21 protein-coding genes are annotated in these 23,283 nt (G+C 64.2%); 12 read left to right on the forward strand and 9 right to left on the reverse strand.

Translation table 11 applies throughout. From position 1 onward, the window contains the following. Nucleotides 1-81: 81 nt before the first annotated feature. The gene (locus tag IVB42_RS21675; protein WP_026232467.1) at nt 82-384 is read right to left on the reverse strand and encodes a hypothetical protein; all 303 of its coding nucleotides are present in this window, start codon (nt 382-384) and stop codon (nt 82-84) included. Nucleotides 385-578: 194 nt separating this feature from the next. Between IVB42_RS21675 and IVB42_RS21680 the strand changes: the two genes are divergently transcribed. From IVB42_RS21680 to IVB42_RS21700, 5 genes are all read left to right on the forward strand, one after another. Then, nucleotides 579-1,058 (forward strand): hypothetical protein, encoded by a 480-nt coding sequence (locus IVB42_RS21680; RefSeq protein ID WP_018453125.1) that lies wholly within the window; start codon nt 579-581, stop codon nt 1,056-1,058. Between the two features lie 162 nt (nt 1,059-1,220). Continuing rightward, a complete protein-coding gene (locus IVB42_RS21685; protein WP_018453126.1) occupies nt 1,221-2,168 on the forward strand; it encodes a TAXI family TRAP transporter solute-binding subunit in 948 nt (315 codons plus the stop codon). Between the two features lie 161 nt (nt 2,169-2,329). Next, nucleotides 2,330-4,441 (forward strand): TRAP transporter permease, encoded by a 2,112-nt coding sequence (locus IVB42_RS21690; RefSeq protein ID WP_247395390.1) that lies wholly within the window; start codon nt 2,330-2,332, stop codon nt 4,439-4,441. Next, nucleotides 4,438-4,815: a DUF1850 domain-containing protein gene (locus IVB42_RS21695; RefSeq protein WP_198293337.1), complete on the forward strand. Its 378-nt coding sequence runs from the start codon at nt 4,438-4,440 to the stop codon at nt 4,813-4,815. The genes IVB42_RS21690 and IVB42_RS21695 overlap by 4 nt, the downstream gene beginning before the upstream one ends. Before the next feature lie 15 nt (nt 4,816-4,830). Beyond that, nucleotides 4,831-5,637 carry a glucose 1-dehydrogenase gene (locus IVB42_RS21700; RefSeq protein WP_204512522.1) on the forward strand — a complete coding sequence of 269 codons (807 nt, stop codon included), beginning with the start codon at nt 4,831-4,833 and terminating at the stop codon, nt 5,635-5,637. 159 nt (nt 5,638-5,796) lie between these two features. Here the strand turns inward: IVB42_RS21700 and IVB42_RS21705 are convergent, their stop codons facing one another. After that, complete coding sequence (locus IVB42_RS21705; protein ID WP_247395389.1) at nt 5,797-6,567, reverse strand: hypothetical protein; 771 nt, start codon at nt 6,565-6,567, stop codon at nt 5,797-5,799. Nucleotides 6,568-6,645: 78 nt separating this feature from the next. Beyond that, a complete protein-coding gene (locus IVB42_RS21710) occupies nt 6,646-8,223 on the reverse strand; it encodes a sodium:proton antiporter (RefSeq protein WP_018453131.1) in 1,578 nt (525 codons plus the stop codon). A 95-nt stretch (nt 8,224-8,318) separates the two neighbouring features. Between IVB42_RS21710 and IVB42_RS21715 the strand changes: the two genes are divergently transcribed. The 4 genes from IVB42_RS21715 to IVB42_RS21730 all read left to right on the forward strand — a co-directional run bounded on the left by IVB42_RS21715 (nt 8,319) and on the right by IVB42_RS21730 (nt 13,087). Continuing rightward, entirely contained in the window at nt 8,319-9,077 is a 759-nt protein-coding gene (locus IVB42_RS21715; RefSeq protein ID WP_018453132.1) for a tetratricopeptide repeat protein, read from the forward strand. A 133-nt stretch (nt 9,078-9,210) separates the two neighbouring features. Further along, nucleotides 9,211-10,596, forward strand: a complete 1,386-nt coding sequence (locus IVB42_RS21720; RefSeq protein WP_018453133.1) for a tetratricopeptide repeat protein — start codon at nt 9,211-9,213, stop codon at nt 10,594-10,596. A gap of 143 nt (nt 10,597-10,739) precedes the next feature. Then, a complete protein-coding gene (locus IVB42_RS21725) occupies nt 10,740-12,662 on the forward strand; it encodes a propionyl-CoA synthetase (RefSeq protein ID WP_018453134.1) in 1,923 nt (640 codons plus the stop codon). Nucleotides 12,663-12,826: 164 nt separating this feature from the next. Next, entirely contained in the window at nt 12,827-13,087 is a 261-nt protein-coding gene (locus tag IVB42_RS21730) for a hypothetical protein (protein WP_018453135.1), read from the forward strand. 119 nt (nt 13,088-13,206) lie between these two features. Here IVB42_RS21730 and IVB42_RS21735 read toward each other — a convergent pair whose 3' ends face one another. Further along, on the reverse strand, nt 13,207-13,902 hold the full coding sequence (locus IVB42_RS21735; RefSeq protein WP_007597507.1) for a cell cycle transcriptional regulator TrcR: 696 nt from the start codon (nt 13,900-13,902) through the stop codon (nt 13,207-13,209). A 253-nt stretch (nt 13,903-14,155) separates the two neighbouring features. Between IVB42_RS21735 and ispH the strand changes: the two genes are divergently transcribed. The 3 genes from ispH to rnhA are packed head-to-tail and all read left to right on the forward strand — an operon-like array spanning nt 14,156 to nt 16,575. After that, nucleotides 14,156-15,124: a 4-hydroxy-3-methylbut-2-enyl diphosphate reductase gene (gene ispH / locus IVB42_RS21740; RefSeq protein ID WP_007597506.1), complete on the forward strand. Its 969-nt coding sequence runs from the start codon at nt 14,156-14,158 to the stop codon at nt 15,122-15,124. 6 nt (nt 15,125-15,130) lie between these two features. Next, nucleotides 15,131-16,114, forward strand: coding sequence for a homoserine kinase (locus IVB42_RS21745; protein WP_018453137.1), 984 nt, complete (start codon nt 15,131-15,133; stop codon nt 16,112-16,114). Beyond that, nucleotides 16,111-16,575 carry a ribonuclease HI gene (gene rnhA, locus IVB42_RS21750; protein ID WP_018453138.1) on the forward strand — a complete coding sequence of 155 codons (465 nt, stop codon included), beginning with the start codon at nt 16,111-16,113 and terminating at the stop codon, nt 16,573-16,575. Before IVB42_RS21745 ends, rnhA begins: the two co-directional genes overlap by 4 nt. A 169-nt stretch (nt 16,576-16,744) precedes the next feature. Here the strand turns inward: rnhA and IVB42_RS21755 are convergent, their stop codons facing one another. From IVB42_RS21755 to IVB42_RS21775, 5 genes are all read right to left on the reverse strand, one after another. Further along, entirely contained in the window at nt 16,745-17,230 is a 486-nt protein-coding gene (locus IVB42_RS21755) for a peroxiredoxin (protein ID WP_018453139.1), read from the reverse strand. Between the two features lie 107 nt (nt 17,231-17,337). After that, on the reverse strand, nt 17,338-17,892 hold the full coding sequence (locus tag IVB42_RS21760; RefSeq protein ID WP_018453140.1) for a DUF924 family protein: 555 nt from the start codon (nt 17,890-17,892) through the stop codon (nt 17,338-17,340). 15 nt (nt 17,893-17,907) lie between these two features. Beyond that, nucleotides 17,908-19,593 carry a long-chain fatty acid--CoA ligase gene (locus IVB42_RS21765; protein ID WP_018453141.1) on the reverse strand — a complete coding sequence of 562 codons (1,686 nt, stop codon included), beginning with the start codon at nt 19,591-19,593 and terminating at the stop codon, nt 17,908-17,910. A 190-nt stretch (nt 19,594-19,783) separates the two neighbouring features. After that, nucleotides 19,784-21,229: a D-alanyl-D-alanine carboxypeptidase family protein gene (locus IVB42_RS21770; RefSeq protein WP_247395387.1), complete on the reverse strand. Its 1,446-nt coding sequence runs from the start codon at nt 21,227-21,229 to the stop codon at nt 19,784-19,786. A gap of 202 nt (nt 21,230-21,431) precedes the next feature. Next, complete coding sequence (locus IVB42_RS21775) at nt 21,432-23,228, reverse strand: glucan ABC transporter ATP-binding protein/ permease (RefSeq protein ID WP_018453143.1); 1,797 nt, start codon at nt 23,226-23,228, stop codon at nt 21,432-21,434. Nucleotides 23,229-23,283 lie beyond the last annotated feature (55 nt).

Genomic DNA, 23,283 nt, shown 5'->3' on the forward strand with positions numbered 1-23,283 from the left:
TACGCAATCGAGGGATCACGCGGTATGGGTCGCGGCCTTCGCCGGGACGACAGCAGTGTGTGGCGTCGCCGCGACCTCGCCCTACTGATCCGACCCGAACTTGAACTTGCCGTCGCCTTCCAGATACGGGCCGCTGCGCATGTAGAGCTGGCCGTTGTGGCCGAGGAAGAACAGCGTGCCCTTCGGCACCTTCTTGGCGCCCTTCAGAAGTTCGCCGGCATTGCTGGTGCCCATCTTGTAGGAGAAGGTCTTGCCGTCCTTGTCATAGGCGTAGCCGGTGTCGGGCTTGAGCTCCCAAGGTGTTGCAGCGGTCTGCGCCAATGCGGGTGCAGCGAACGCGCCGAGCACGGCCGTCACCAAAAATATCCTTGTCGAAAATGCCATCACCCTATCCTCCCCATCGAGGCTCCCGGCTTGAACAAATCACGAACGGCGCTTCCAGGTCAATTTGCGAAAGCGCCGCAGCGCATCACGTCTTGCCGAGCAGTTTGTGATTTTCCCTTCGTCCCCGCGCGACTATGTTCCGCTTTCCGTCTAGAACGCAATTCGACAAAAACATTGGGTAGGGGATGATTCGAATGAACCTCGTCATTAAAGCTTGCTGGGCCGCCGGCCTGTTGCTGACGGTGCTCGCGCCGGCCGCCCGTGCCGATGATTACCAGCTCAGCCACAACCAGAGGATCTCGTGCAGCCGCGGCCTGGCCCCGGGCAAGCTGAACACCGCGACCTGCAAGTCATACACCTACCTCTTCAACACCAAGACCTCGGAATATTTCCGTTGTCAGGTCTCGCTGGCGCTGACCCGGGACAACAAGGAAGTCATCAACGTCCAGACCGACGGCGGCTGTACCAAGAAGCCGCGCATCTTCGACACCGACGGCCATTACGATTTCGACGCGACCGAGACCGAGCCGCCGAACACCAATTCGTTCTTCGGCCCCGGCGGCTACTCGGTGTGGGCCGCCGACGTCGGCGCGCAGAAGGTGCGCGGCTGCATCATCATCTCCTCCGGCCTCGGCTCCGACATCTCCAAATGCCTGGACATGACCTTCCAGTGAGGGGCTGACCAGACCTGGCTGCGCCACCTCGCCGCACCTGGCGAGTTCCCCAAAAATCGAACCAGCACAGCCATTTACTGCAGTCCTGTTTTGACTTTTGGATGGGTTGACCCGCCCCCCTCATCCGGCCAACTTCCGGCCGGTTTGGGGAGTAGAAAGATCATGAAACGAACGATTTTCGGCGTGGCCGCGGCTCTTGCTCTGGCGGCCTCGGCACCTTGCGCGCAGGCGCAATCCTTTATCAATGTGCTGACCGGTGGCACCTCCGGCGTCTACTATCCGCTCGGGGTCGCGATCGGGAAGATCTACGGCGACAAGATTCCTAACGTGAAGACGCAGGTGCAGGCCACCAAGGCGTCGGTCGAGAATCTGATCCTGCTCCAGCAGGGTCGCGGCGAGATCGCGTTCACGCTGGGTGACTCGCTGAAAGCGGCCTGGGATGGCGACGAGGAAGCAGGCTTCAAGTCCAAGCTCGACAAGCTGCGCACGATCGGCGCGATCTATCCGAACTACATCCAGATCGTCGCGACTGCCGAGAGCGGCATCAAGACGCTTGCGGATCTCAAGGGCAAGAGCCTGTCGGTCGGCGCGCCGAAATCGGGCACGGAGCTGAATTCGCGCGCCATCCTGGCGGCGGCCGGCATGAGCTACAAGGATCTTGGCAAGGTCGAGTATCTGCCGTTTGCCGAATCCGTCGACCTCATGAAGAACCGCCAGCTCGGCGCGACGCTGCAATCGGCCGGGCTCGGCGTGGCCTCGCTGAAGGATCTGTCGACCTCGAGCCCGATCGTGGTGGTGTCGGTGCCGAAGGAGACCGTCGACAAGATCGGCCTGCCCTTCATCGCGGCGACCATTCCCGCCAACACCTACACCGGGCAGGACAAGGACGTGCCGACTGCGGCGGTGGTCAACTACCTCGTCACCAGCTCGGCGGTGTCGGACGATCTCGCCTACCAGATGACAAAACTGGTCTACGAGTCGCTGCCCGAACTCGCCAACGCGCATGCGGCCGGCAAGGAGATCAAGCTCGAGACGGCCGCCAGCGGCAGCCCGGTTCCGCTGCACCCCGGCGCGATCCGCTATTACAAGGAAAAGGGGCTGATCAAGTAACGTCGGCCTCGTTATCGGACGTCATGGCCGGGCTTGTCCCGGCCATCCACGTTCTAAGGCCAGGCGAGAAAGATCGTGGATGCCCGGGACAAGCCCGGGCATGACGGCGCGGATGGACCGTGCCAATGCTATAAGCGCTCGACGATTGGGGATGGGTTGAAATGCTGGAGAAGGCAGAGGGCGCTCAAGAGCCCATCAAGGTCGAGTTCGACAATTTCGAGCACGGTTTTCCGGAAGGCTTTGGCCCGGGCTGGTGGGGCACGCTCGCCTACTGGATCGGCATCGCCTTCGCGATCTTCCAGCTTTATGTCGCGGCCTTCAATTATCTGCCGAGCCAGGTGGTGCGCGGCGTCCATGTCGGCTTCCTCATTCTCCTCACCTTCGGCCTGATCGGCAACTTCACCGCCAAAAGCGATTTCGGCCGCGCGATCGGCTGGCTGATCGGCGGCATGGGCTTTCTGTGCGGGCTCTATCAATGGATCTTCTATGCGGATCTGATCGCACGTGACGGCGATCCGACGCGCCTCGATCTGGTGGTCGGCACGCTGCTCGCCGTCCTGATCTTCGAGGGCACGCGGCGGCTGATGGGCGCAGCGCTCCCGCTGATGTGCGGCGCCTGTCTCGTCTACTGGTTCTTCGGCCAGTATCTGCCGTCACCGCTCAACCATCGCGGCTATGATTTCGACCAGATCGTCACGCATCTGTCGTTCGGCACCGAAGGTTTTTACGGCGTGCCGATCTACGTCTCGGCGACCTACATCTTCCTGTTCATCCTGTTCGGCTCGTTCCTGGAGCGCGCCGGCATGATCCAGCTCTTCACCGACGTTTCTCTTGGGTTATTCGGCAGGACCCGCGGCGGCCCGGCCAAGGTCGCGGTGTTCGCCTCGGGCATGATGGGCACGATCTCCGGCTCCGGCGTCGCCAACGTCGTCACCGTCGGCCAGTTCACGATTCCGCTGATGATCAGGTTCGGCTATCGCCGCGCGTTCGCGGCCGGCGTCGAAGCGACAGCGTCGATGGGTGGGCAGATCATGCCGCCGGTGATGGGCGCGGTCGCCTTCATCATGGCAGAGACGCTCGGCGTCCAATATTCTGAGATCGTGAAGGCGGCCGCGATTCCCGCGATGCTCTATTTCGCCTCCGCCTTCTGGATGGTGCATCTGGAGGCCGGCAAGCACGGGCTCACCGGCATGAAGCGCTCGGAGATTCCGAGCGCCTGGAAGGCCCTGGTGACGCGCTGGTATCTCGTGCTGCCGCTCGCGGCGCTGGTCTACATGCTGTTCGAAGGTTTTACGCCGCTCTATGCCGGCAGCATGGGCCTCGCGCTCACAGTGGCGCTGATCCTTGGCACCGCCATCACGACAGGCGCGTCTTCGATGGCGATCCGCTATGTCTTCTGGATCGGGCTCGCGCTCGTCGTCGCGGCGCTCTCGCGCGACGGCCTTCAGATCGTGCCGGTCGCAGGCGTCGTCGTCGCGCTGATCGTGATCACTGCGTTCGTGCGTGGCGGATTTTCCGCCCTGCGCGCCTGCCGCGATGCCTTGGCTGAAAGCGCCAAATCCGCGATCACCGTCGGCATGGCCTGCGCCATCGTCGGGGTCATCATCGGCATGATGTCGCAGACCGGCGTCGGCACCATCTTCGGCGGCTGGGTGATCGGTCTCGGCGAGAAGAGCCTGTTCTTGGCGCTGATCATGACCATGCTGCTGTCGATCCTGCTCGGCACCGGCATCCCGACCATCCCGACCTACATCATCACGGCAGCGCTCGCGGCGCCCGCGTTGGCCAAACTGGGTGTGCCCCTGATCGCAAGCCACATGTTCGCGTTCTATTACGGCATCATGGCGGACCTCTCGCCGCCGGTGGCGCTGGCCGCGCTTGCCGCAGCACCGATCGCGAAGGAGAATCCGGACAAGATCGGCTGGGAGGCGATGCGCATCGCGCTCGCCGGCTACGTCATCCCCTTCATCTTCGTCTATTCGCCGGCGCTGATGCTGCAGGGCGGCGATCCCATGGCGGCCAAGCTCGGCTTCTACGGCGCGGTGGCATTGGCGACTGTCAAGGCGCTGGTGGCGATCGCGCTGTTCGGCATGGTCGCGATCGAATTCCTGTTCACGCGCCTGACGTTCCTCGAACGTTTGGTCGCGCTCGGTGCCGCGCTGTGCCTGCTCGGCGACTTCCCGTTCAGCGACACCGCGGGCTTCCTGCTCGCCGCTGCGATCGTGCTGTGGCAGTGGCGGCGGCGGCCGCCGGCGCCGGTCGAGGCGGTGTGAGCCTCTGCCTCGTCACAGCCTCAGGCCTGAAGGCGCTGGCGCTGTCCGCGTTCACACTGGTGTGGACGCATTCGATCGCGAAGGTCGACTGGCAGGAAGACTGGCGCGTCACCCCCGCCGGGCTCGAACTGGTGCAGGCACGCGTGAAGGGCACCGGCCCCGGCATGGAGCCGCCGCCCGAGGCGCGCCTCGTCGACGGCTGGTTTCAATGGAGGCCCGCGCGCGCGCCGATGCCGGAGGTCGTGCTGGGCAATTCGGACGCGGCTGGCGAATGGCGGCTATGCCATGACGGCAAGTGCCGGACGTTGTCCGAGATTGTCGGTCATCCCATTGGTGCTAACGTCACAAAGATGATCGTCTGCAAAGAACAATAATAAGGGAGACACGCGATGGGTCGGCTCAAGGGCAAGGTTGCGATGGTGGTGGGTGCCGGCTCGATCGGGCCTGGTTGGGGCAACGGCAAGGCCACCGCGGTCACCTTTGCCCGCCAGGGTGCGCAGGTGTTTTGCGTCGATCGCAACGGCGCGGCCGCCGAGGAGACCGCGAAGATCATCGCGGACGAAGGCGGCCAGGCGAGCGCGTTCACGGCCGACGTCTCGCATGCGCGCGAGGTCGAGGCGATGGTCGCGGCATGCCTCAAGGCCTACGGCCGCATCGACGTGCTCGACAACAATGTCGGCATCGCCGAGATGGGCAGCGTGGTCGAAGTGACCGAGGAAAGCTGGGACCGGGTCTTCAGCGTCAACCTCAAGAGCGCCTATTTCGCCATGAAGCACGTCATCCCCGTGATGGTGAAACAGGGCGGTGGCTCGATCATCAACATCTCCTCGATCGCTTCGATCCGCCACATGGGCATCTCCTACGTCACGTACGGCACCTCGAAGGCGGCGATGAACCAGATGACCCGCACCACCGCGATCGAGTTCGCGCGCCACCATGTCCGCGTCAACGCGATCCTGCCCGGCCTGATGAAGACGCCGATGGTGGAACATTCCGCAGGTCTTGCGAACAGCTATGCCAAGGGCGATGTTGAAGCGATGTGGCGGGCGCGCGATGCGCAAGTGCCGATGGGCCACATGGGCGACGCTTTCGACGTCGCCAACGCCGCGCTGTTCCTGGCCTCGGACGAAGCGAAATATGTGACGGGCATCGAGCTCGTGGTGGACGGCGGGATCACGTGCAAGGCGGGGGCCTAGGCGTCGTTCCGTGTTCGCCGTCGTCCTGGACAAGCGAGCGTAACGAGCGCTGATCTAGGACCCATAACCCCAGGGAGAAGTTTGACGAAGGCTGGCGGCTCCGGCTACTTCAACATTCGGCATTCGGGGTAATGGGTCCTGGCTTTCGCCAGGACGACATCATTGCGCCAGCGCCAGAATCCCGCCGGCGAATGAATGCCATGCCGCCGTTTCGCTGATCGGCCAGTTCAGCACCTTCACCGCCAGCAGCGCGAGCGTGCCGGTGATGTAGACTGGATGCACTCGGCCCGCGGTGCGCCAGTCGCGTACCATGGCGACGACGAGCAGCAGCGAAGCGACCATCGCGGGCGCGATGGTGACGGGCACCGGCGGCGGCCCTGGCGGTCCCGAAGGCGCGAGGAAAGTGAGAAACCAGCGCGCGATCGCGGCATCGAGGATGGAGACCGCCGCGAGCAGCATCAGGCGTTTGTGAATCTCCGGCTTTCGCGTGTTCATGATCGCGAGCACGAATACACCAGCGAAGAACGCGATCCCGCTCATCGGCACGATCGAGAAGGCGATGCCGGCCTCTTTCTGGCCGAGCGCCGCGGAATGCTGCATCACATGGACGGAGGCGAGGAAGCCGAAGATCGTCATCGCGGTCGCGAGCGAAGCGCCGGCTATGCCGAGCGCACGGTGATTGACCATGCGGCCTGAGGCGGCGAGCCACGTCTGGATCACGAAATAGAGAGACCAGGTGAAGAACAACAGGCCGTGGAAATGAATGACGGGGCTTGCGGACAATGTCCGGTTCGCGAGCGGCACAAAATAGGTCGGTGCGAAGCCGAGAAAGGCGGTGGCCGCGCAGGCCAGTGCCATGTGGAGATAGAAATATCGTGCGGGCGACGCATCTCGCGCGCGCACACGACGGTCGTCGATCAGGGTCGTCATGAGGGATGAGTCTGGAGAGGCGGCGTTTGGTTCAAACCCCTAGCCACCTGTGCAGGGCGCTTGTCGGGATGACGAAATCTAACCCCCCGCGCTCAGTTCCGCGCGATCGAGCTCCTCCTCGATCCTGTGAAACGCGTCGTCACCGATCACCTCGGTGGCCCGGAGGTCGAAGATCGATTTTCGCGCGGCTTCGATGGCGCGGCGGCGCAGCGGATCGGCGGGCAATTCGCCGTTGGTGATGCCACCATGGGGATCGTCGTCGGCCTGCATCAGGATGGCACGATATTCGAGCCGCAGGATTTCGGCTTCCTCCGACGGATCGTCCTCGATCGCGTCGAGCGCCGCGCGATAGGCGACGGCGCGGGCGCGCGCGACCTCGATGCCGACGGGATTGTCGTCCTTGAGGCCGAACGCCAGGATCAGCGGCCGCAAGGTCAGGCCCTGCACGACCAGCGTGCCGAGCACGACCGCAAACGCCGAGAAGACGATGAAGTCACGATGCGGAAAGTTTTCCGGCAAGGCAAAGGCGGTGGCGAGCGTGACGAGGCCGCGCATGCCACACCAGGAGATGATGAGGCCGCCCTTGGCGGAGGCGACCTGCTTCGGATCCTTGGGGTGATAGATCCCGTGCGCCACCAGCGTGCGCAGCGTCGTGCGGTAGAGCGTGACCCAGGCCAACCGGACCAGGACCACGGTGAGCAGGATCCAGGCGGCGGCCAGGCAATAGTCCCAGCGCACGTCCGCGTCCAGCCGCGTCCAGATCGGTCGCATCTGCATGCCGATCAGCATGAACGCGAGCACGTTGAGCACGAACACCATCGTATCCCACACCGCGTAGGACGGCACCCGCAACCGCGCCGGCATGCGAGCGGGTGCAGCGCGTGCCATCGTGATGGCGTACACGACGATGGTGAGGATGCCGGAGAGGCCGAGATGTTCAGCGCCGATCCAGACCATGAAGGTAGTGGCGAATTGCATGATGATCGAACTGGGAGCCTCCGTGATCCGCACGATCACCAGTGGCATGACTCGCGCGGCGAGATAGCCGGCAACGACGCTGCCGACCAGGGCCAGAGCCATGGTTGGCGCGACCTGGCTCCATGCCAGATGCTCGGTGGCGGTCGCTCCGACGGCGATGCGATAGATCAAGAGCGCGGTCGCGTCGTTGAGCAGGCTCTCGCCTTCCAGGACCTTCACCATGCGGTGAGGCAGCTTCACCTGGCTCAGGATCGCGACCGCGGCGGCCGCGTCCGGCGGGGCCACGATGGCGCCGAGCGCAACCGCGGCGGCCCAGGGCATATCAGGCATCAGCCGGTGCGCGACGTAGGCCACAGCGGCCGTGGTCAAGCCGACCGCGGCGACGACGAGGGTGGAGACCGGAACCCAATTGTTGCGGAGATCGCGCAGCGAGGTGTCGAAGGCGGCATCGAGCAGGACCGGTGCGACAAAAAGAGCCAACGCCAGGTCGGGCTCCAGCGTCCAGGACGGGCTCGACGGCACAAAGGCGATCAGTGCGCCCCCGATTGCGAGAAAGGTCGGGTAGGGGACCTTGATCCGCCGCGCCAGCGCCGATAATGCAACGGCGCCGAGCAGAAGCACGATGATCCATTCGAATGTCGACACGTTGATCCCCGAACCCGATTTGAGCGGCGCCACAAGCTAGCACCAATCCGGTCGTATGATGGATGGTGCAGCCCCAAGGCAAGACCTCAAGGCGGACCTTAACTCAAGACTTTCCAACTGTGGCGAGCATGCGTTTTCTCATTCAATGGTCCGGCGCCGGGTTGCTCTTTGCGCTCTCGTTCGTTGCGGCTCATGCTGCGACCGGCGGCGAGCCGGCCGCGGTGCCGCAGGTCGACATCGCGCCGTGCCTCGCGGCTGCCGCAGCCGACGACATCGACAAGGCCGCCACGGCCTGCGCCGCCGTGATCGACAACGAGAAGACGGCGAAAGGGGACCTGATCAAGGCGCTGATCGCGCGCGGCGGGCTTTATGCGCGGCACGACCAAGTCGACCGCGCGATCGCCGACGACAGCCGCGCGCTGGAGCTCGATTCCGGTCTCGCCGATATCTTCAACGCGCGGGGCGAACTCTGGCTAAGGAAGGGCGACAAGCCCAAGGCGGTGCAGGATTTCGGTGCGGCGTTGAAAATCGATCCGAACCACGAGAAGGCCAAGCCCAATCACAAGGCGATGGCGCGCGAGATCGAGCGGATCGGCGCGCAGATGGCAGTCGCGGGCAAGCCCAGTTTCATTTGCAAGGGTGTGCGCCGTCCCGTCGAGAAGGCGATCTGCGCCAACCGCGAGCTCGCAGATCTCGACCGCGAGATCTTTGCCGCCAACGCGCGCGTGTTGCGCGAAGCCCGCAATGCAGGCGAAGCGAAGGCGCTTCAACGCGAGCAGGACGATTTCATCGCCGGCCGCAACGCCGGGTTCGGCCGGCCGGGGTACGATTTGAAGAAGGCGATGCAGGAGCGGCTGCAGCGGCTCAACGGGGTGGACGGGTATTGAGGCTCCTCGTCTCGCTCGTAAGAGCGGGACGAAGGAGGGAAGGGATCGGTGCGCCGCTGGCACGCCTCGATTTGAACCGATTCTTTGGCTGCCGCGACAATGGTGAAAGCCTGATGTCCCGGAGCCCTATGCCATGTGCGGCACGCATCCTTCCGCGCAAATGCTCTCGTTTGCAAAAATCTCGTTTCGCTCGCTCCTGCTCAGCGCGGCAATGAGCGTCGTTCTCGTCGCCCCTGCTTCGGCCGGCGTCGATTGCGTAATCGGGAGCAAGGCCGCTCCGGCTGAGCTGATCCCGGCCTGCAGCGCCATCATCGACCAGGCCTCGAATCCATCCCTCGATCGCGCCGCGGCATTGCTGGTGCGCGCCGACGCCAATGCGCGAACCTCGGGCGCCCTCACGCAGGCGCTGCGAGATATCGATCGCGCCATCGCACTCGATGGCAAGAACGCAAAAGCCTGGCGCCTGCGCGGTGATCTCCTGCGCGAGGCCGGCGGCGATCTCAACCGCGCCGCGGCGGACCTCAGCAAGGCCATCGAGCTCGATCCGCAGGATTCGGAATCTTACGAGCTGCGCGGCGTCGTCTACACCAACCAGCACCGGCTCGACCGCGCGCTTGCCGATTACGACCAGGCGATCAGGCTGAAGCCTGACAATGCACAGGCCTGGTCCGACCGCGGCGTGACCTATTATCTCGGCGGCGACAACGAGAAGGCGATCCGCGATCTCAGCGAGGCGTTGCGCCTCGATCCGAACCGGCCGCGCAGCTACACCAATCGTGGCGCCGCCTACAAGAAGCTCGGCCAGCTCGACAAGTCGGTTGCCGACGACGGCGAGGCGATCCGGCTCGATCCGAAAGTGCCCGAATATTACGACAATCGCGGGCTGGCGCTGGCCGCGATGGGGGAGTACGACAAGGCGATTGCCGATTACGATCAGGCGCTCCGGCTGGCACCGCGGCCGAATTTCTTCACAAACCGCGGCGATTCCTACCACCTGAAGGGCGAGCTTGGCGCGGCGCTGAGCGATTACGAGGCCGCGCTGAAACTCGATCCGAATTTCGCGCTGACCTACAACAACCGCGCCGTGCTCTACAAGAAGATGGGCGAGCGCAAGAAGGCGCTGGCCGACTACGAGACCGCGCTGCGGCTCGATCCCGGCAACGACAATGCGGCCGGCGGCCGCCGAACCATGATCGCGGAGATCGCGAAATTCGGCGGCGAGCCGCTGCGGCCGCTCGCGGCGAATTCCGGCAATGGCCCGTCGTTCGATTGTGCCACCGCGAAGCGCGAGGTCGAGAAGGTGATTTGTGCCGATCCGCAGCTGGGGGTGCTCGATCGCCAGATCGCCGAGACCTACGAGCGCGTGCTGAAATCGGCCGGGTCCCGCTTCGCCGGCGGCCTCCGTCGCACCCAGCGCGATTTCCTCACCACCCGCAATACGAGCTTCGGCCGCCCCGGCTATGATCTCAGGAAGGTCATGCAGGAGCGGCTGCAGCGGCTGAATGCGATGGATAGCTGAGCATTGTTCTTTTCAGCTTGAACCGCGGCCCGTTCCCGGGAAAATACCCCTCAAACAAGGCCGGTACTTGATCCCTGTCATGGCGGGACGTCTGTCCTGCAACAAGGTCAAGGCCAGGCGAATAAGGGAACGGGAGCGCGGGAATGAACGTCCGAGGAAACATCGACGGAAAAAGTCTCTATCACGAGGTTTATGCGCGCTCGCTGGCTGACCCCAAGGGCTTTTGGGCCGAGGTGGCCAAGGAGATCGACTGGATCGAGCCACCGAAAAAGATCTTCGATCCCTCGCAAGGCGTCTACGGCCGCTGGTTCAGCGGTGGCGTCGTCAACACCTGCTACAACGCGCTTGACCGTCAGGTCGAACGCGGCCGCGCCGACCAGGTCGCGCTGATCCATGATTCGCCGCTGGCAAATAGCGTCACCAAATTCACCTACGCCGAACTGCTGGCCGAAGTGCAGGCGCTTGCCGCCATCATGCAGGATTTTGGTGTCGCCAAGGGCGATCGCGTCATCCTGTATATGCCGATGGTCCCCGAGGCCGTCGTCGCGATGCTCGCCTGCGCGCGCATTGGCGCGGTGCACTCCGTGGTGTTCGGTGGCTTTGCCGCGAAAGAGCTCGCCACCCGCATCGACGATGCGCAGCCAAAGTTGATTCTGTCGGCGAGTTGCGGCATCGAGCCCGGCCGGATCGTGCAGTACAAGCCGCTGCTCGACGAGGCGATCAGGCTTGCGGGGGCAAAGCCGAAGGCCTGCATCGTGCTGCAACGTCCGCAGCTCGTCTGCGCCCTCACGCCCGGCCGCGACTATGATTGGGCGGGCCTGCGCCGCAAGGCGATGAACGACGGCAAGAAGGCGCCTTGTGTGCCCGTCGCCGCTACCGATCCGCTCTACATCCTCTATACGTCAGGCACGACCGGCATTCCCAAGGGTGTCGTGCGCGACAATGGCGGCCATCTCGTCGCGGTGAAATGGTCCATGTTCAACCTTTATGGCGTCAAGCCGGGCGAGGTCTGGTGGTGCGGCTCCGACATCGGCTGGGTGGTCGGCCACAGCTACATCGTCTACGGCCCGCTGCTGCATGGCGCGACCTCGATCATGTATGAGGGCAAGCCGGTCGGCACGCCCGATGCCGGCGCGTTCTGGCGCGTGATCAGCGAGCACAAGGCCGTCGCCTTCTTTACTGCGCCGACCGCGTTCCGCGCGATCCGGAAAGAAGATCCGGAAGGAAAATTCATCCGGCAATACGACCTCTCGACGTTCCGCACGCTGTTCCTGGCCGGCGAGCGCGCCGATCCGCCGACGGTGGAATGGGCGGAGCAGCAGTTGAAAGTGCCTGTGATCGACCATTGGTGGCAGACCGAAACCGGCTGGTGCATCGCCGGCAATCCGGTTGGCTTAGGTCAGCTGCCGGTGAAGCACGGGTCGCCGACGGTGCCGATGCCGGGCTATCAGGTCGACGTGGTCGACGAAGCGGCAAAGCCGGTCGGTCCGAACACCATGGGTTCGATCGTCATCAAGCTTCCGATGCCGCCGGGCTGTCTGCCGACGCTGTGGAATCAGGACGAACGGTTCAAGGAAGCCTATCTCACCGAATTCCCCGGCTACTACAAAACGTCGGATGCCGGCTACAAGGACGACGACGGCTATGTCTTCGTCATGGGCCGCACCGACGACATCATCAACGTCGCCGGCCATCGGCTCTCCACCGGCGGCATGGAGGAGATCCTGGCTTCGCATCCCGATGTCGCTGAATGCGCCGTGCTCGGCGTCAAGGACGCGATCAAGGGCGAGGTGCCCTGCGGCTTCCTGGTGCTCAAGGCGGGTGTGAAACGGGCCCCGGCCGAGATCGAGAAGGAGATCGTCGCGCTGGTGCGCGACAAGCTCGGTCCCGTTGCCGCGTTCAAGCTCGCCATCACCGTCGGCCGCCTGCCCAAGACGCGATCCGGAAAGATCTTGCGCGGCACGATCAAGAAGATCGCAGATGGTGAAGCTTGGACCATGCCGGCGACGATCGAGGACCCCAAGGTGCTGGACGAGATCGGCGATGCGCTGAAGGGGCGGGTGTGAGGTTTGCAATGGGGCTTGAATAGGCCGCATTTTTCCGCTCAATCCTCATCCTGAGGACCTGGCGCGCGTCTCGAAGGATGAAAGGCCCCGCTGCGGCAGCTTGGCCTGCATGGTTCGAGACGCCCGCTGCGCGGGCTCCTCACCATGAGGATGAAGGGCCTGCCATGAATTCGAAGCCGTTTCTAGCGATTGCATTTGCGGGCCTCATTCTCTCCGCCTGCTCCGCGCGCTACCAGACGCCGGTGGCGATGGGCGGCGATGATGACGACGCGGTCTGCCAGAGCCGCGGCTATGCGGCCGGATCGCCCGAATACGTGGCGTGCCGCAAGGACCGCGACGTCCAGCGCAGTTCCGCGACCACCCGCGCCGACCGCCGCCAGCGCGACCTCGGCGAATACATGCTGAACCATCCGGACCGGCCATAAAGGCTGCGCTGCGCCGCTGCGCTCGCAATGACGAGGTTGCTGAAGCTTCTTGCGTCAGACTAGAAACGCGGCGAGTTTCCCCGCCGCGTTTGCATTCGATGACGACTGAAGTGGAAGGATTACTCCTCCTCCTGGTCCTGCTTCTTGCCGCCGAGCGTCTTCAGCTTGGCGAACACAGCATCGACGTTGAGATCGTCGCTGGACCTCTCCGCGGGTTCGTACTCGTCCTTCTTGGTGGTTTCTGAGGCCGGCAGCAAAGTGGCGCCGCCATAGGCTGCGTCGATCGGCTTTTCCTTCGCCGCGCGCGCGACCTCGAAATCGAGCTCGATCTGCGAGCAGAGGCCGAGGGTGACGGGATCGATCGGCGTCAGCTGGGAGGTGTTCCAGTGGGTGCGATCGCGGACACTCGCGATCGTACTCTTGGTCGTGCCGACCAGGCGCATGATCTGGGCGTCCTTGAGCTCGGGATGGTTGCGCAGCAGCCAGAGGATGGCGCTCGGGCGTTCGTGGCGGCGCGAGACCGGGGTGTAGCGCGGGCCCTTGCGCTTGGGCTGCGGCGGCAGCACCACCTTGCTCTCCTGGAGGCGGAGCCGGTAGTCCGGGTTGTTCTCGCCCTTCTCGATTTCCTCGCGGGTCAGCTGGCCATTGGAAAGGGGATCCATGCCCTTGATGCCCTGGGCGGCGTCGCCATCGGCGATCGCGCGCACCTCGAGGGGGTGCATTTTGGTGAAATCGGCGACCTGATCGAAGGTCAGCGCGGTATTGTCGAGCAGCCAGACGGCGGTCGCCTTGGGCATCAGAGGTGCGTTGCTCATGGCAAATCTCCTTTGTGCTTCGCCCACCCCTTTGGAGGCGAAACCGGTGGTCATCAGCGATGACTGGGAATTCGCGCTATATAAGCCCGGAGGGGCTAGCCACGCAATGGTTCTGCTATAGATAGTGCCTTGACAGCGCCCGAAAGGGGGCCCAATTCCCTCTGAAGTCTCTGTAAGACCGTACCCAAGCCCTGTTCATCCATCGACCGCTTCCCGCCCATTTGGCGAGGTGATTCGGTCCCGAGATCGCTCAATGTCAGCCAAACCAGACCTCAAGATCGTGCTTTGTTCTCCCCGTGGCTTCTGCGCCGGGGTGGTCCGGGCGATCGACACCGTGGAACGGGCGCTCGATAAATACGGCGCCCCCGTCTATGTTCGCCACGAGATTGTGCACAATAAATACGTCGTCGATGGGTTGAAGAAGAAGGGCGCGATCTTCGTCGAGGAACTCGCCGAGATCCCGGAAAACACCACCGCGCCGGTGGTGTTCTCGGCCCATGGCGTGCCGAAATCGGTCCCGGCCGACGCCACCTCCCGCAATTTGTTCTCGCTGGATGCGACCTGCCCCCTGGTCACCAAGGTGCACCGCGAGGCCGCGATCCATTTCAAGCGCGGCCGCGAGATCTTCCTGATCGGGCATTCCCATCATCCGGAGGTGGTGGGCACGCTCGGCCAGCTCCCGACCGGCGCCGTGACCCTGATCGAGACTGCCGAGGACGCCAAGACCATCGCCCCGAAGGACCCGAACAACCTCGCCTTCGTGACCCAGACCACGTTGTCGATCGACGACACCGCGGAGATCGTGGCGCTCCTGAAGGAACGCTTCCCGAACATCAACGGGCCGCACAAGGAAGACATCTGCTACGCCACCACCAACCGCCAGCTCGCGGTGAAGAAGGTGGCGCCGGTGGTCGACGCCCTGATCGTGGTCGGTGCGCCGAACTCGTCGAACTCGCAGCGCCTGCGCGAAGTCGCCGAACGCGAGGGTTGCCCGATCGCCGTGCTGGCGCAGCGCGCCACCGAAATCGACTGGAAGCGGTTCGAGAACATCACCAGCCTCGGCATCACCGCGGGTGCCTCGGCACCGGAAGTGATCGTCGAGGAGATCATGGACGCGTTCGCCGAGCGCTTCACGCTGCATGTGGAGACGGTCTCGGCCGCGGAAGAGAACGAGTTCTTCCCGCTGCCGCGCCAGGTGCGCCCCGAAGCCGCCGCCGAGTAGACGTTCATGGCGGTCTACACCGACGTTGCCGCCGACGAGCTTGCGGACTTCCTCAACCAATACGATCTCGGCGAGTTGCTCTCCTACAAGGGCATCGCCGAGGGCGTCGAAAATTCCAACTTCCTGCTGCATACGACCAAGGGGTCGTTCATCCTCACGCTCTATGAGAAGCGCGTGGCGAAGAACGATCTGCCGTTCTTCCTCGCGCTGATGACGCATCTTGCCGAGCACGGCGTCAACTGCCCGCTGCCGGTGAAGGGAACGGACGGCGAGGCGTTGCGCGAGCTGTCGGGCCGGTCGGCCGCGATCATCACCTTTCTCGAAGGCGTCTGGCCGCGCAAGCCGAACGCGGTCCATTGCGCCGGCGTTGGCGAGGGGCTCGCCAGGATGCATCTGGCCGGCGCGAATTTCGCGATCAGGCGTGCGAACGCGCTGTCGGTCCCGGGCTGGCGGCCGCTGTTCGATGCCGCATCACACCGGGCCGACGAGGTGCAGCCCGGCCTGCGCGCGTTCCTGAGCCAAGAGCTCGACTACCTCGAGAGCGGGGTCTGGCCGACGCTTCTGCCCGAAGGCGTGATCCACGCCGACCTCTTCAACGACAACGTCTTCTTTCTCGGCGACAAGTTGTCAGGGATCATCGACTTCACTTTCGCCTGCAATGACTGGCTCGCCTATGATGTCGCGATCTGCCTCAACGCCTGGTGCTTCGAGCCGGATCATTCCTTCAACGTCACCAAGGCGCGGGCCTTCCTCAATGCCTATGGCCGCGTGCGAAAGCTGTCCGAGCCGGAAGAGGCAGCGCTGCCGCTGCTCGCGCGCGGCGCTGCGATGCGCTTCCTGCTGACGCGGCTGGTCGACTGGCTCAACGTTCCGCCCGGCGCGCTGGTTCGGCCGAAGGATCCGCTGGAATATGTCCGCAAGCTGCGCTTCCACCAGAGCGTTTCCAGCGTGCGCGACTACGGGCTGATGCCGTCGGGGCTGGTGGCGTGAGCGAGCTTCCGATTGTCACGATCTACACCGACGGCGCCTGCTCGGGAAATCCGGGGCCCGGCGGCTGGGGCGCGATCCTGAAGTTCGGCGACAAGGAAAAAGAACTGAACGGTGGTGAGCGCCACACCACCAATAACCAGATGGAATTGATGGCGGCGATCTCCGCGTTGGAAGCGCTGAAGAAGCCGTGCACGGTCGATCTCTATACCGACAGCCAATATGTCCGTCAGGGCATTACCGGCTGGATCCACGGCTGGAAGCGCAACGGCTGGCGCACCGCCGACAAGAAGCCGGTGAAGAATGTCGAGCTATGGCAGCGCCTGGATGCCGCGCTGAAGGCCCATGACGTGCGGTGGCACTGGGTCAAAGGTCACGCAGGCCATCCCGAGAACGAACGCGCCGACCAGCTCGCGCGCGACGGGATCGTGAAGGCGCGGTTGCAGCAGAGGCTGGCGGAGTAGGCGCGCGGTCGGCGCTCCTTCCTCATGCTCCGCCGTCATCGCCCGGCTTGACCGGGCGATCCAGTACGCAGCGGCCTCTCGATTCAACAACAACTGCTCTGGAATACTGAATGCCCCGCTTTCGCGGGGCATGACAGAGTCGTTTGTGGCTGAAAGCGGCGTCTAAAGCTTACAGCTGCCCGAGCAGCGTATCGCCGCCGGACACCTCGACCTTGCCGGGCATCGCCTCGAGGTTCAGCTTCTTGACCACGCCGTCCTCGACCAGCATCGAATAGCGCTTGGAGCGGATGCCGAGACCGTTGCCGGAGGCGTCGAGCTCCATGCCGATCGCCTTGGTGAAGTCGGCATTGCCGTCGGCGAGGAAGATGGCCTCGTCGCGTTGGTCGGTATCGCGCTTCCAGGCGTTCATGACGAAGGCGTCGTTGACGGAGACGATGGCGATGGTGTCGACGCCCTTGTCCTTCAGGGCGTAGGCGTTGAGGAAAATGCTCGGCAGATGCATCTTGTGGCAGGTGCCCGTATAGGCGCCGGGCACCGCGAACAGCGCCACTTTCTTGCCCTTGAAGATGTCGTCGGTGGTCTTCACCTGCGGGCCTTCGGCCGTCATCACGCGGAATTTCGCCTCGGGCAGTTTGTCGCCAGTCTGGATCGCCATCGTCAGTCTCCCTGAAAATCGGTCCCGCTTTTTAGACCGTGCGGCGGCGCTGCACAATGTTGCCGGTAGGGCAGGCGGTGAGGGCGGGACCCTTCACCGTTATGTCATCAGCCGGCGAACCCGCCGCCGTCGAGGAAGGCCTGCTCGTCCGGGGTGGTGTCGCGGCCGAGCAGATGGTTGCGGTGGGGGAAGCGGCCAAACCGCCGGATGATGTCGGCGTGCTCACGCGCGTATTTCAGATTTTCGGCATTGTCGGTGTTTTGAAACAGCGCGACGCAGTGCAATTGGTCGGGCAGGTGCTCGGAATGCATGAAGGGCAAATAGAGGAATTCGAGCAGGACCGGATCGATCCTTTGATCTGCGCCCCGCGCAATGGCGCGGCGGGCGACGTCGCGCGCCAGCGCATCGCTGGCAAAGGCCTGCGACGTGCCGCGAAACATGTTGCGCGGAAACTGGTCGAGCACGATGACGAGCGCGAGTGCGCCCTCATCGGTCGCCTCCCATGACGAGAGTTCGCCGGCGACCGCCTTCTGCCACAGCGCGAGAAAGCGGCGCCTGATCTCCGCGTCGAATGCGTCGTTGCGCTCGTACCAGGCATCGCGGCCGGCCTCGCGCCAGAAGGCGAGGATGCCGGCCGGACTGATGTTGCCGTCGTCGGTCATGAACGAAAGAGGCGCTTACGCCGCCTCCGCCTTCTTCTCGTCGCGCAGCTGCCGCCGCAGGATCTTGCCGACATTGGTCTTCGGCAGGTCGGTGCGGAATTCGATGTGCTTGGGCACCTTGTAGCCCGTCAGCTGCTCCTGGCAGAACTTGACCAGGGCCTCCGCCGTGAGGTTCGGGTCCTTCTTGACCACGAACGCCTTCACCGCCTCCCCCGACTTGGAATCGGGAATGCCGATGACGGCGCATTCGAGCACCCCGGGGTTGCTCGCGATCACTTCCTCGATCTCGTTCGGATAGACGTTGAAGCCGGAGACCAGGATCATGTCCTTCTTGCGGTCCACGATCTTGGTGTAGCCCTTCTCGTCCATGATGCCGATGTCGCCGGTGCGGAAATAGCCGTCCGCGGTCATCACCTTGGCCGTCTCCTCCGGCCTGTTCCAGTAGCCCGACATCACCTGCGGGCCCTTGGCGCAGATCTCGCCGGGCTGGCCGAGCGGCATCTCGTTGCCGTCGTCGTCGCGGATCGAGATCCAGGTCGAGGGCACGGGGATGCCGATAGTGCCGTTGAACTCCGGATTGGTCGTGGTGTTGCAGGTCAGCGTCGGAGATGTCTCCGACAGGCCGTAGCCTTCGGCGATGGAGCAGCCCGTGATGGCCTTCCACTGCTCGGCGACGGGGCGCTGCACCGCCATGCCGCCACCGTTCGAGATCTTCAGCTTGGAGAAGTCGAGCTTTTTGAAGTCGGGATGATGCATCAGGCCGTTGTAGAGCGTGTTCACGGCAGGGAAGTTGTTGACCTGGTACTTCGCCAATTCCTTGATGAAGCCCGGGATGTCGCGCGGATTGGGGATCAGGAGATTGCAGCCGCCGGCGCGCACCGCGAGAAGGTAGCAGGCTGTCAGCGCGAAGATGTGATAGAGCGGCAGCGCGCAAACGACCATGAGTTGATCGACATGCGGCGGCGCGGCCATCGCCGGCTGCAGCCAGGCGTCGTTCTGCAGGACGTTGGCGACGATGTTGCGATGAAGCAGGGTGGCGCCCTTGGACACGCCGGTGGTGCCGCCGGTATATTGCAGGAAGGCGACGTCGCCGGGTGACAGCTTCGGCTTGTTGAAGGCCAGAGAGCGGCCGGCGGAGATCGCGTCGTTGAAGGACACCGCGCCCGGCAGCGACCATGCCGGCACCATCTTCTTGACGCGGCGGACGACCAGATTGACGATCACTCCCTTGAAGCCGAGCAGGTCGCCCATGCTGCCGACGATGACGTGCTTGACTTGCGTCTTGGCGATCACCTGCTCGACGGTGTGGGCGAAGTTCTCGAGCACGATGATGGCTTCGGCGCCGGAATCCTTGAGCTGGTGCTCGAGCTCGCGCGGCGTGTAGAGCGGATTGACATTGACCACCGCGAAACCGGCGCGCAGCACGGCTGCGGTCGCGACCGGATATTGCAGCACGTTCGGCATCATGATCGCGACGCGGGCGCCGCGTTGCAGGCCGCGCCCTTGCAGATAGGACGCCATCGCCAGCGACATCTGGTCGAGGTCGCGATAGCTGATCGACTTGTCCATGCAGATGAACGCCTTGCGGTCGGCGAACTTGGCGAAGCTCTCCTCCAGGAGGTCGACCAGCGATGAATATTGCGTCGGCTCGATATCGGCGGGGACGCCGGGCGGATATTGCTTAAGCCAGATGCGCTCCATGGAAACTCCCCTCATTGACCAGAGCCCGTTGTGTCTCGGGCTTGCCTCGTTGCCGTCAGTATCGAGCCTGCCGGAACGGGTGGCAAGCGGTCGAGGCTTAGGACAAACGTCAGGGAGTGGCTACCGGAATCCTTGCAAATGGCGCTGCCGCAACTGCGAAGTGCGGCGCGGTCTCGCCTCGCGTCGGCTGTTAACTGTTGTTGGCGGGCTTGGCGGGCTTGGTCGCGGCCTTGGGCTTGGCGGGCTTGGCCGCCTCGCCGCTCACCGCAGGCTTTGCCACCGCATCGGGCTTGGCTGCGGCATGCTTGGTACCGGCCGGCTTAGCTGCGGACTTGCCGTCGGCCGGCTTTGCGGCCGCCGCCGTCTTGGCATCGGGCTTCGCCGCCGCCGTCTTGGCATCCTTCGGCTTGTCTGCCGCGTCGGGCTTTTTGGCGACGCGCGACTTCTTGCCACGCGGCTTTGGCGTGGCCTGCTGGTCGGCATCGGCCGCGACCGCCGCGATCAGGGCGGTCCCGGTGCGGGTCGGACCGGTATACACCAGCACGGGCTCGGCCGCCGCCGGGGCCGAGGCCATCAGCTCGGAGGCCTTCATCAGAGGCGGCTGAAGCCCGGCCGTGAAGAAGGTGACTTGGGCTTCGCCGCCGGTGGCCGAGGCGGACCCGGACGTGCCGCCATTGGCCGCGATCAGCGCGTCGTCATCGTCGCTGGCCGGCCGCTTGCGATGGCCGCCGCACATGTCGTCACGCAGGTTCGGCGGCGAGGCGTCGACCGAGACCAGCTTGTCAACGGTGCCGAGCGAGGGGCGGAGCCAGGTGAGATTATCTTGCGAGAAGCCGCGCTCCAGCAGCTGCGCCGCCTTCACCGCGCGCGCGGTCCCGGAGTTGGCGCCCAGCACGACGGCGATCAGCCGGCGGCCGTTGCGGGTGGCCGACGCGACGAGATTGTAGCCGGAGGCGCAGATGAAGCCGGTCTTGAAACCGTCGGCGCCGGGATAGCGGCCGATCAGCTTGTTGAAATTGCCGGTGACGCGCTTGCCGAAGCGGATTGCCGGAATGTGCACGAAGTACTCGTACTCGGGCAGGTCGCGCAGGAACGAGCGCGCGAGAATGCCAAGATCCCGCGCGGAGGTGATCTGTCCGTCGGCGGGCAGGCCGTTCGGATTGACGTAGCTCGTCTGCGTCATGCCGAGCTTCTGCGCCGTGTCGTTCATCAGCGCCGAGAAACCATCGATCGAACCGCCAACGCCTTCGGCGAGCACGACGGCCATGTCGTTCGCCGATTTCACCATCATCATCTTGAGCGCGTTGTCGACGGTAAGCTGCGTTCCCGGGCGAAAGCCCATCTTCGAGGGCGACTGCGAGGCTGCCGTCGGCGAAACCGTGAGCAGTGTGTCGAGTGTGAGCTTGCCGTCCTTGACCGCCTTCAGCGTCACATAGGCGGTCATGATCTTGGTGACGGAAGCCGGATACCAGGGAATGGTCGCGTTCTCCGCCTGCAGCACCTTGCCGCTATCGGCCTCGATCAGGAGCAGCGCTTCGGCGCTCGCCGCGCGCGGCGCGAGCAACGCGGCACACGCGAGTGCCGCGGCGAACAGGTTGAACAGGGATTGACGAAGCAGCGGGCGAAGAGCGTGCACTATCCGATTCCGGTCCTTGGAGACCCGCCGGTTCCGGTCGGCTCTCGTGATCTGATGTTCGGTTCTGAAATCCAGCGCCGCCGCTTGCGGCGCCGCAAACCTATACCGGCTGGTGCGTCGGGAATAGGGGCATCAGCCGGGTATTCCGCAATGAAATGGGCCGAATTTCGACGATACGATGGGGACTTGCCAAGGCGGCTTGTTAAGGCGACTTGGCGGCCGTCGCGGCAGCCTCAGCCGCTGTCACGCTGGCCCGTGCGTTCTCCTGAACCATGAATTGAGCCCTGGCGAGGTCGGCGAAATGGCCGCCTTTGGCCACGAGTTCATCGAAAGTTCCGCTTTCGATCACGCGCCCGTTCTCGAACACCAGGATACGCGTGGCATTGCGGATGGTGGAGAGACGGTGGGCGATCACGAAGGTGGTGCGGCCCTTCATCACTTCGTCGAGAGCGGTATTCACCTTGGCCTCGGTGACGGCGTCGAGTGCGCTCGTCGCCTCGTCCAGGATCAGGATCGGCGGATCCTTCAGCAGTGCACGTGCGATCGACAGCCGCTGGCGCTCACCACCCGACAGCATCCGGCCCCGCTCGCCGGCATTGGTCTCGAAGCCGCCGCTGCGCTCGATGAATTCGAGCGCCTGCGCGCGCTCCGCCGCCTTGCGCATCTCGGCCTCGGTGGCGTCCGGCTTGCCGACGCGCAAATTCTCCGCGATCGAGCGGTTGAACAGCAGCGCCTCCTGAAAGACCACGCCGATGTTCCGCCGCAGCGATGTCAGCGTCACCCCGCGCACGTCCATGCCGTCGATCCTGATGAAGCCGGACTGCGGATCGAAGGCGCGATGCAGCAGCGCAATCGCCGTCGACTTGCCGGCGCCCGTCGCGCCGACCAGTGCGATGGTCTGGCTGGGAAGCGCGGTGAAGGAGAGGTCCTCGACCGCCGGCCGCTTGCCGTCATAGGAGAAGGTGACGTCGTTGAATTCGACGAGGCCGGAGAGCCGACCCGCATCGATCGCGTCGTGCCGGTCGTGCACCGCAGGAACCGCATCGAGCACGTTGAAGAACTCGCGCAGGCGCGGGGCTTCCATGAACACGTTGTTGATGAAGCTCACGACCTGCTCCAGCTTCTGGATCAGAAGCGTCGCGAAGCTCACGAACATGACGATCTCGCCGACAGAGGTCAGCCCCTGGTCGTGCAGCGCGATGCCGAAAGTGAAGATCGCGAGCACGGTGATCGTGGTGGAGGCGCGCGTGATGACGGTGACGAGTGCCCACCACGACAGCACCGGCATTTGCGCCGCTAGCAACTCGTCGGCGACGGAGCGCAGGCCCTTCACCTCGGATTCGACGCGGACGAAACTCTGCACCAGCGCGACGTTGCCAAGGGCGTCGGACGCGCGCGCGGAGAGCTCGCTGTAGTGCTCCTCCACCTCCATCTGCATGCCGAAGGTTCTGCGCACCACGAAGGTGGTCAGCGCGGTGAAGACGATGCAGAGCACGAACAGCAGGATTGCAAGCCGCCAGTTCAGGTAGAGCGATAGCGGCAGCAGCACCACGACCGAGAGGATCGCGGCAAAATGCTCTCGAAAGAAGCCGACCCATAACCGCCACAGCGCATCTGTGCCGTTCAGCATCACCTTCATCAACCGGCCCGAATGGGTGCCCGAATGGAAGGTCAGAGGCAGCTGCAGGATGTGCTCGAAATAGTCCGTCAGGACCGCCTGCCGCTGGCGGTGGGAGAGCCGGTCGGCCTGCAACGCTACGACCGCGCTGCAGACGATGGTGAACAGCCCGAACGCGACCCATGCAACCAGGAACGGCCAGGCCGAGTTGGAGCCTGCGACCGTCTTGCCGGAGAGCACATCGACGATCCGGCCGAACAGCACCGGTTCGGCGAATTGCGAGCCCGCAAGCAGGAGATTGACGACCGCAAGCAGCCAGCCCAGCCGTGCCTCCTTACCGAGCAGCTCGAGAACGCGGGTGTAGAGGCGGAGAATGGGCATGGGCGAGGAGCTCGGGCGGCTGGAACGGAGTGAGCGCATACTCTAATCAGGGATC

It is taken from the genome of Bradyrhizobium sp. 45, from assembly GCF_023073155.1.
Lineage (GTDB): Bacteria > Pseudomonadota > Alphaproteobacteria > Rhizobiales > Xanthobacteraceae > Bradyrhizobium > Bradyrhizobium canariense_D.

Excerpts from the sequence above, each read along its gene's own strand:
- IVB42_RS21675 (WP_026232467.1), bottom strand. The coding sequence starts at position 384 with ATGGCATTTTCGACAAGGATATTTTTGGTGACGGCCGTGCTCGGCGCG.
- IVB42_RS21775 (WP_018453143.1), bottom strand. The coding sequence starts at position 23,228 with ATGCCCATTCTCCGCCTCTACACCCGCGTTCTCGAGCTGCTCGGTAAG.
- IVB42_RS21690 (WP_247395390.1), top strand. The coding sequence starts at position 2,330 with ATGCTGGAGAAGGCAGAGGGCGCTCAAGAGCCCATCAAGGTCGAGTTC.
- IVB42_RS21715 (WP_018453132.1), top strand. The coding sequence starts at position 8,319 with ATGCGTTTTCTCATTCAATGGTCCGGCGCCGGGTTGCTCTTTGCGCTC.
- IVB42_RS21680 (WP_018453125.1), top strand. The coding sequence starts at position 579 with ATGAACCTCGTCATTAAAGCTTGCTGGGCCGCCGGCCTGTTGCTGACG.
- IVB42_RS21700 (WP_204512522.1), top strand. The coding sequence starts at position 4,831 with ATGGGTCGGCTCAAGGGCAAGGTTGCGATGGTGGTGGGTGCCGGCTCG.
- IVB42_RS21760 (WP_018453140.1), bottom strand. The coding sequence starts at position 17,892 with ATGACCGACGACGGCAACATCAGTCCGGCCGGCATCCTCGCCTTCTGG.
- IVB42_RS21765 (WP_018453141.1), bottom strand. The coding sequence starts at position 19,593 with ATGGAGCGCATCTGGCTTAAGCAATATCCGCCCGGCGTCCCCGCCGAT.
- IVB42_RS21755 (WP_018453139.1), bottom strand. The coding sequence starts at position 17,230 with ATGGCGATCCAGACTGGCGACAAACTGCCCGAGGCGAAATTCCGCGTG.
- IVB42_RS21730 (WP_018453135.1), top strand. The coding sequence starts at position 12,827 with ATGAATTCGAAGCCGTTTCTAGCGATTGCATTTGCGGGCCTCATTCTC.
- IVB42_RS21720 (WP_018453133.1), top strand. The coding sequence starts at position 9,211 with ATGTGCGGCACGCATCCTTCCGCGCAAATGCTCTCGTTTGCAAAAATC.
- IVB42_RS21705 (WP_247395389.1), bottom strand. The coding sequence starts at position 6,567 with ATGACGACCCTGATCGACGACCGTCGTGTGCGCGCGCGAGATGCGTCG.
- ispH (WP_007597506.1), top strand. The coding sequence starts at position 14,156 with ATGTCAGCCAAACCAGACCTCAAGATCGTGCTTTGTTCTCCCCGTGGC.
- IVB42_RS21685 (WP_018453126.1), top strand. The coding sequence starts at position 1,221 with ATGAAACGAACGATTTTCGGCGTGGCCGCGGCTCTTGCTCTGGCGGCC.
- IVB42_RS21735 (WP_007597507.1), bottom strand. The coding sequence starts at position 13,902 with ATGAGCAACGCACCTCTGATGCCCAAGGCGACCGCCGTCTGGCTGCTC.
- IVB42_RS21725 (WP_018453134.1), top strand. The coding sequence starts at position 10,740 with ATGAACGTCCGAGGAAACATCGACGGAAAAAGTCTCTATCACGAGGTT.
- IVB42_RS21745 (WP_018453137.1), top strand. The coding sequence starts at position 15,131 with ATGGCGGTCTACACCGACGTTGCCGCCGACGAGCTTGCGGACTTCCTC.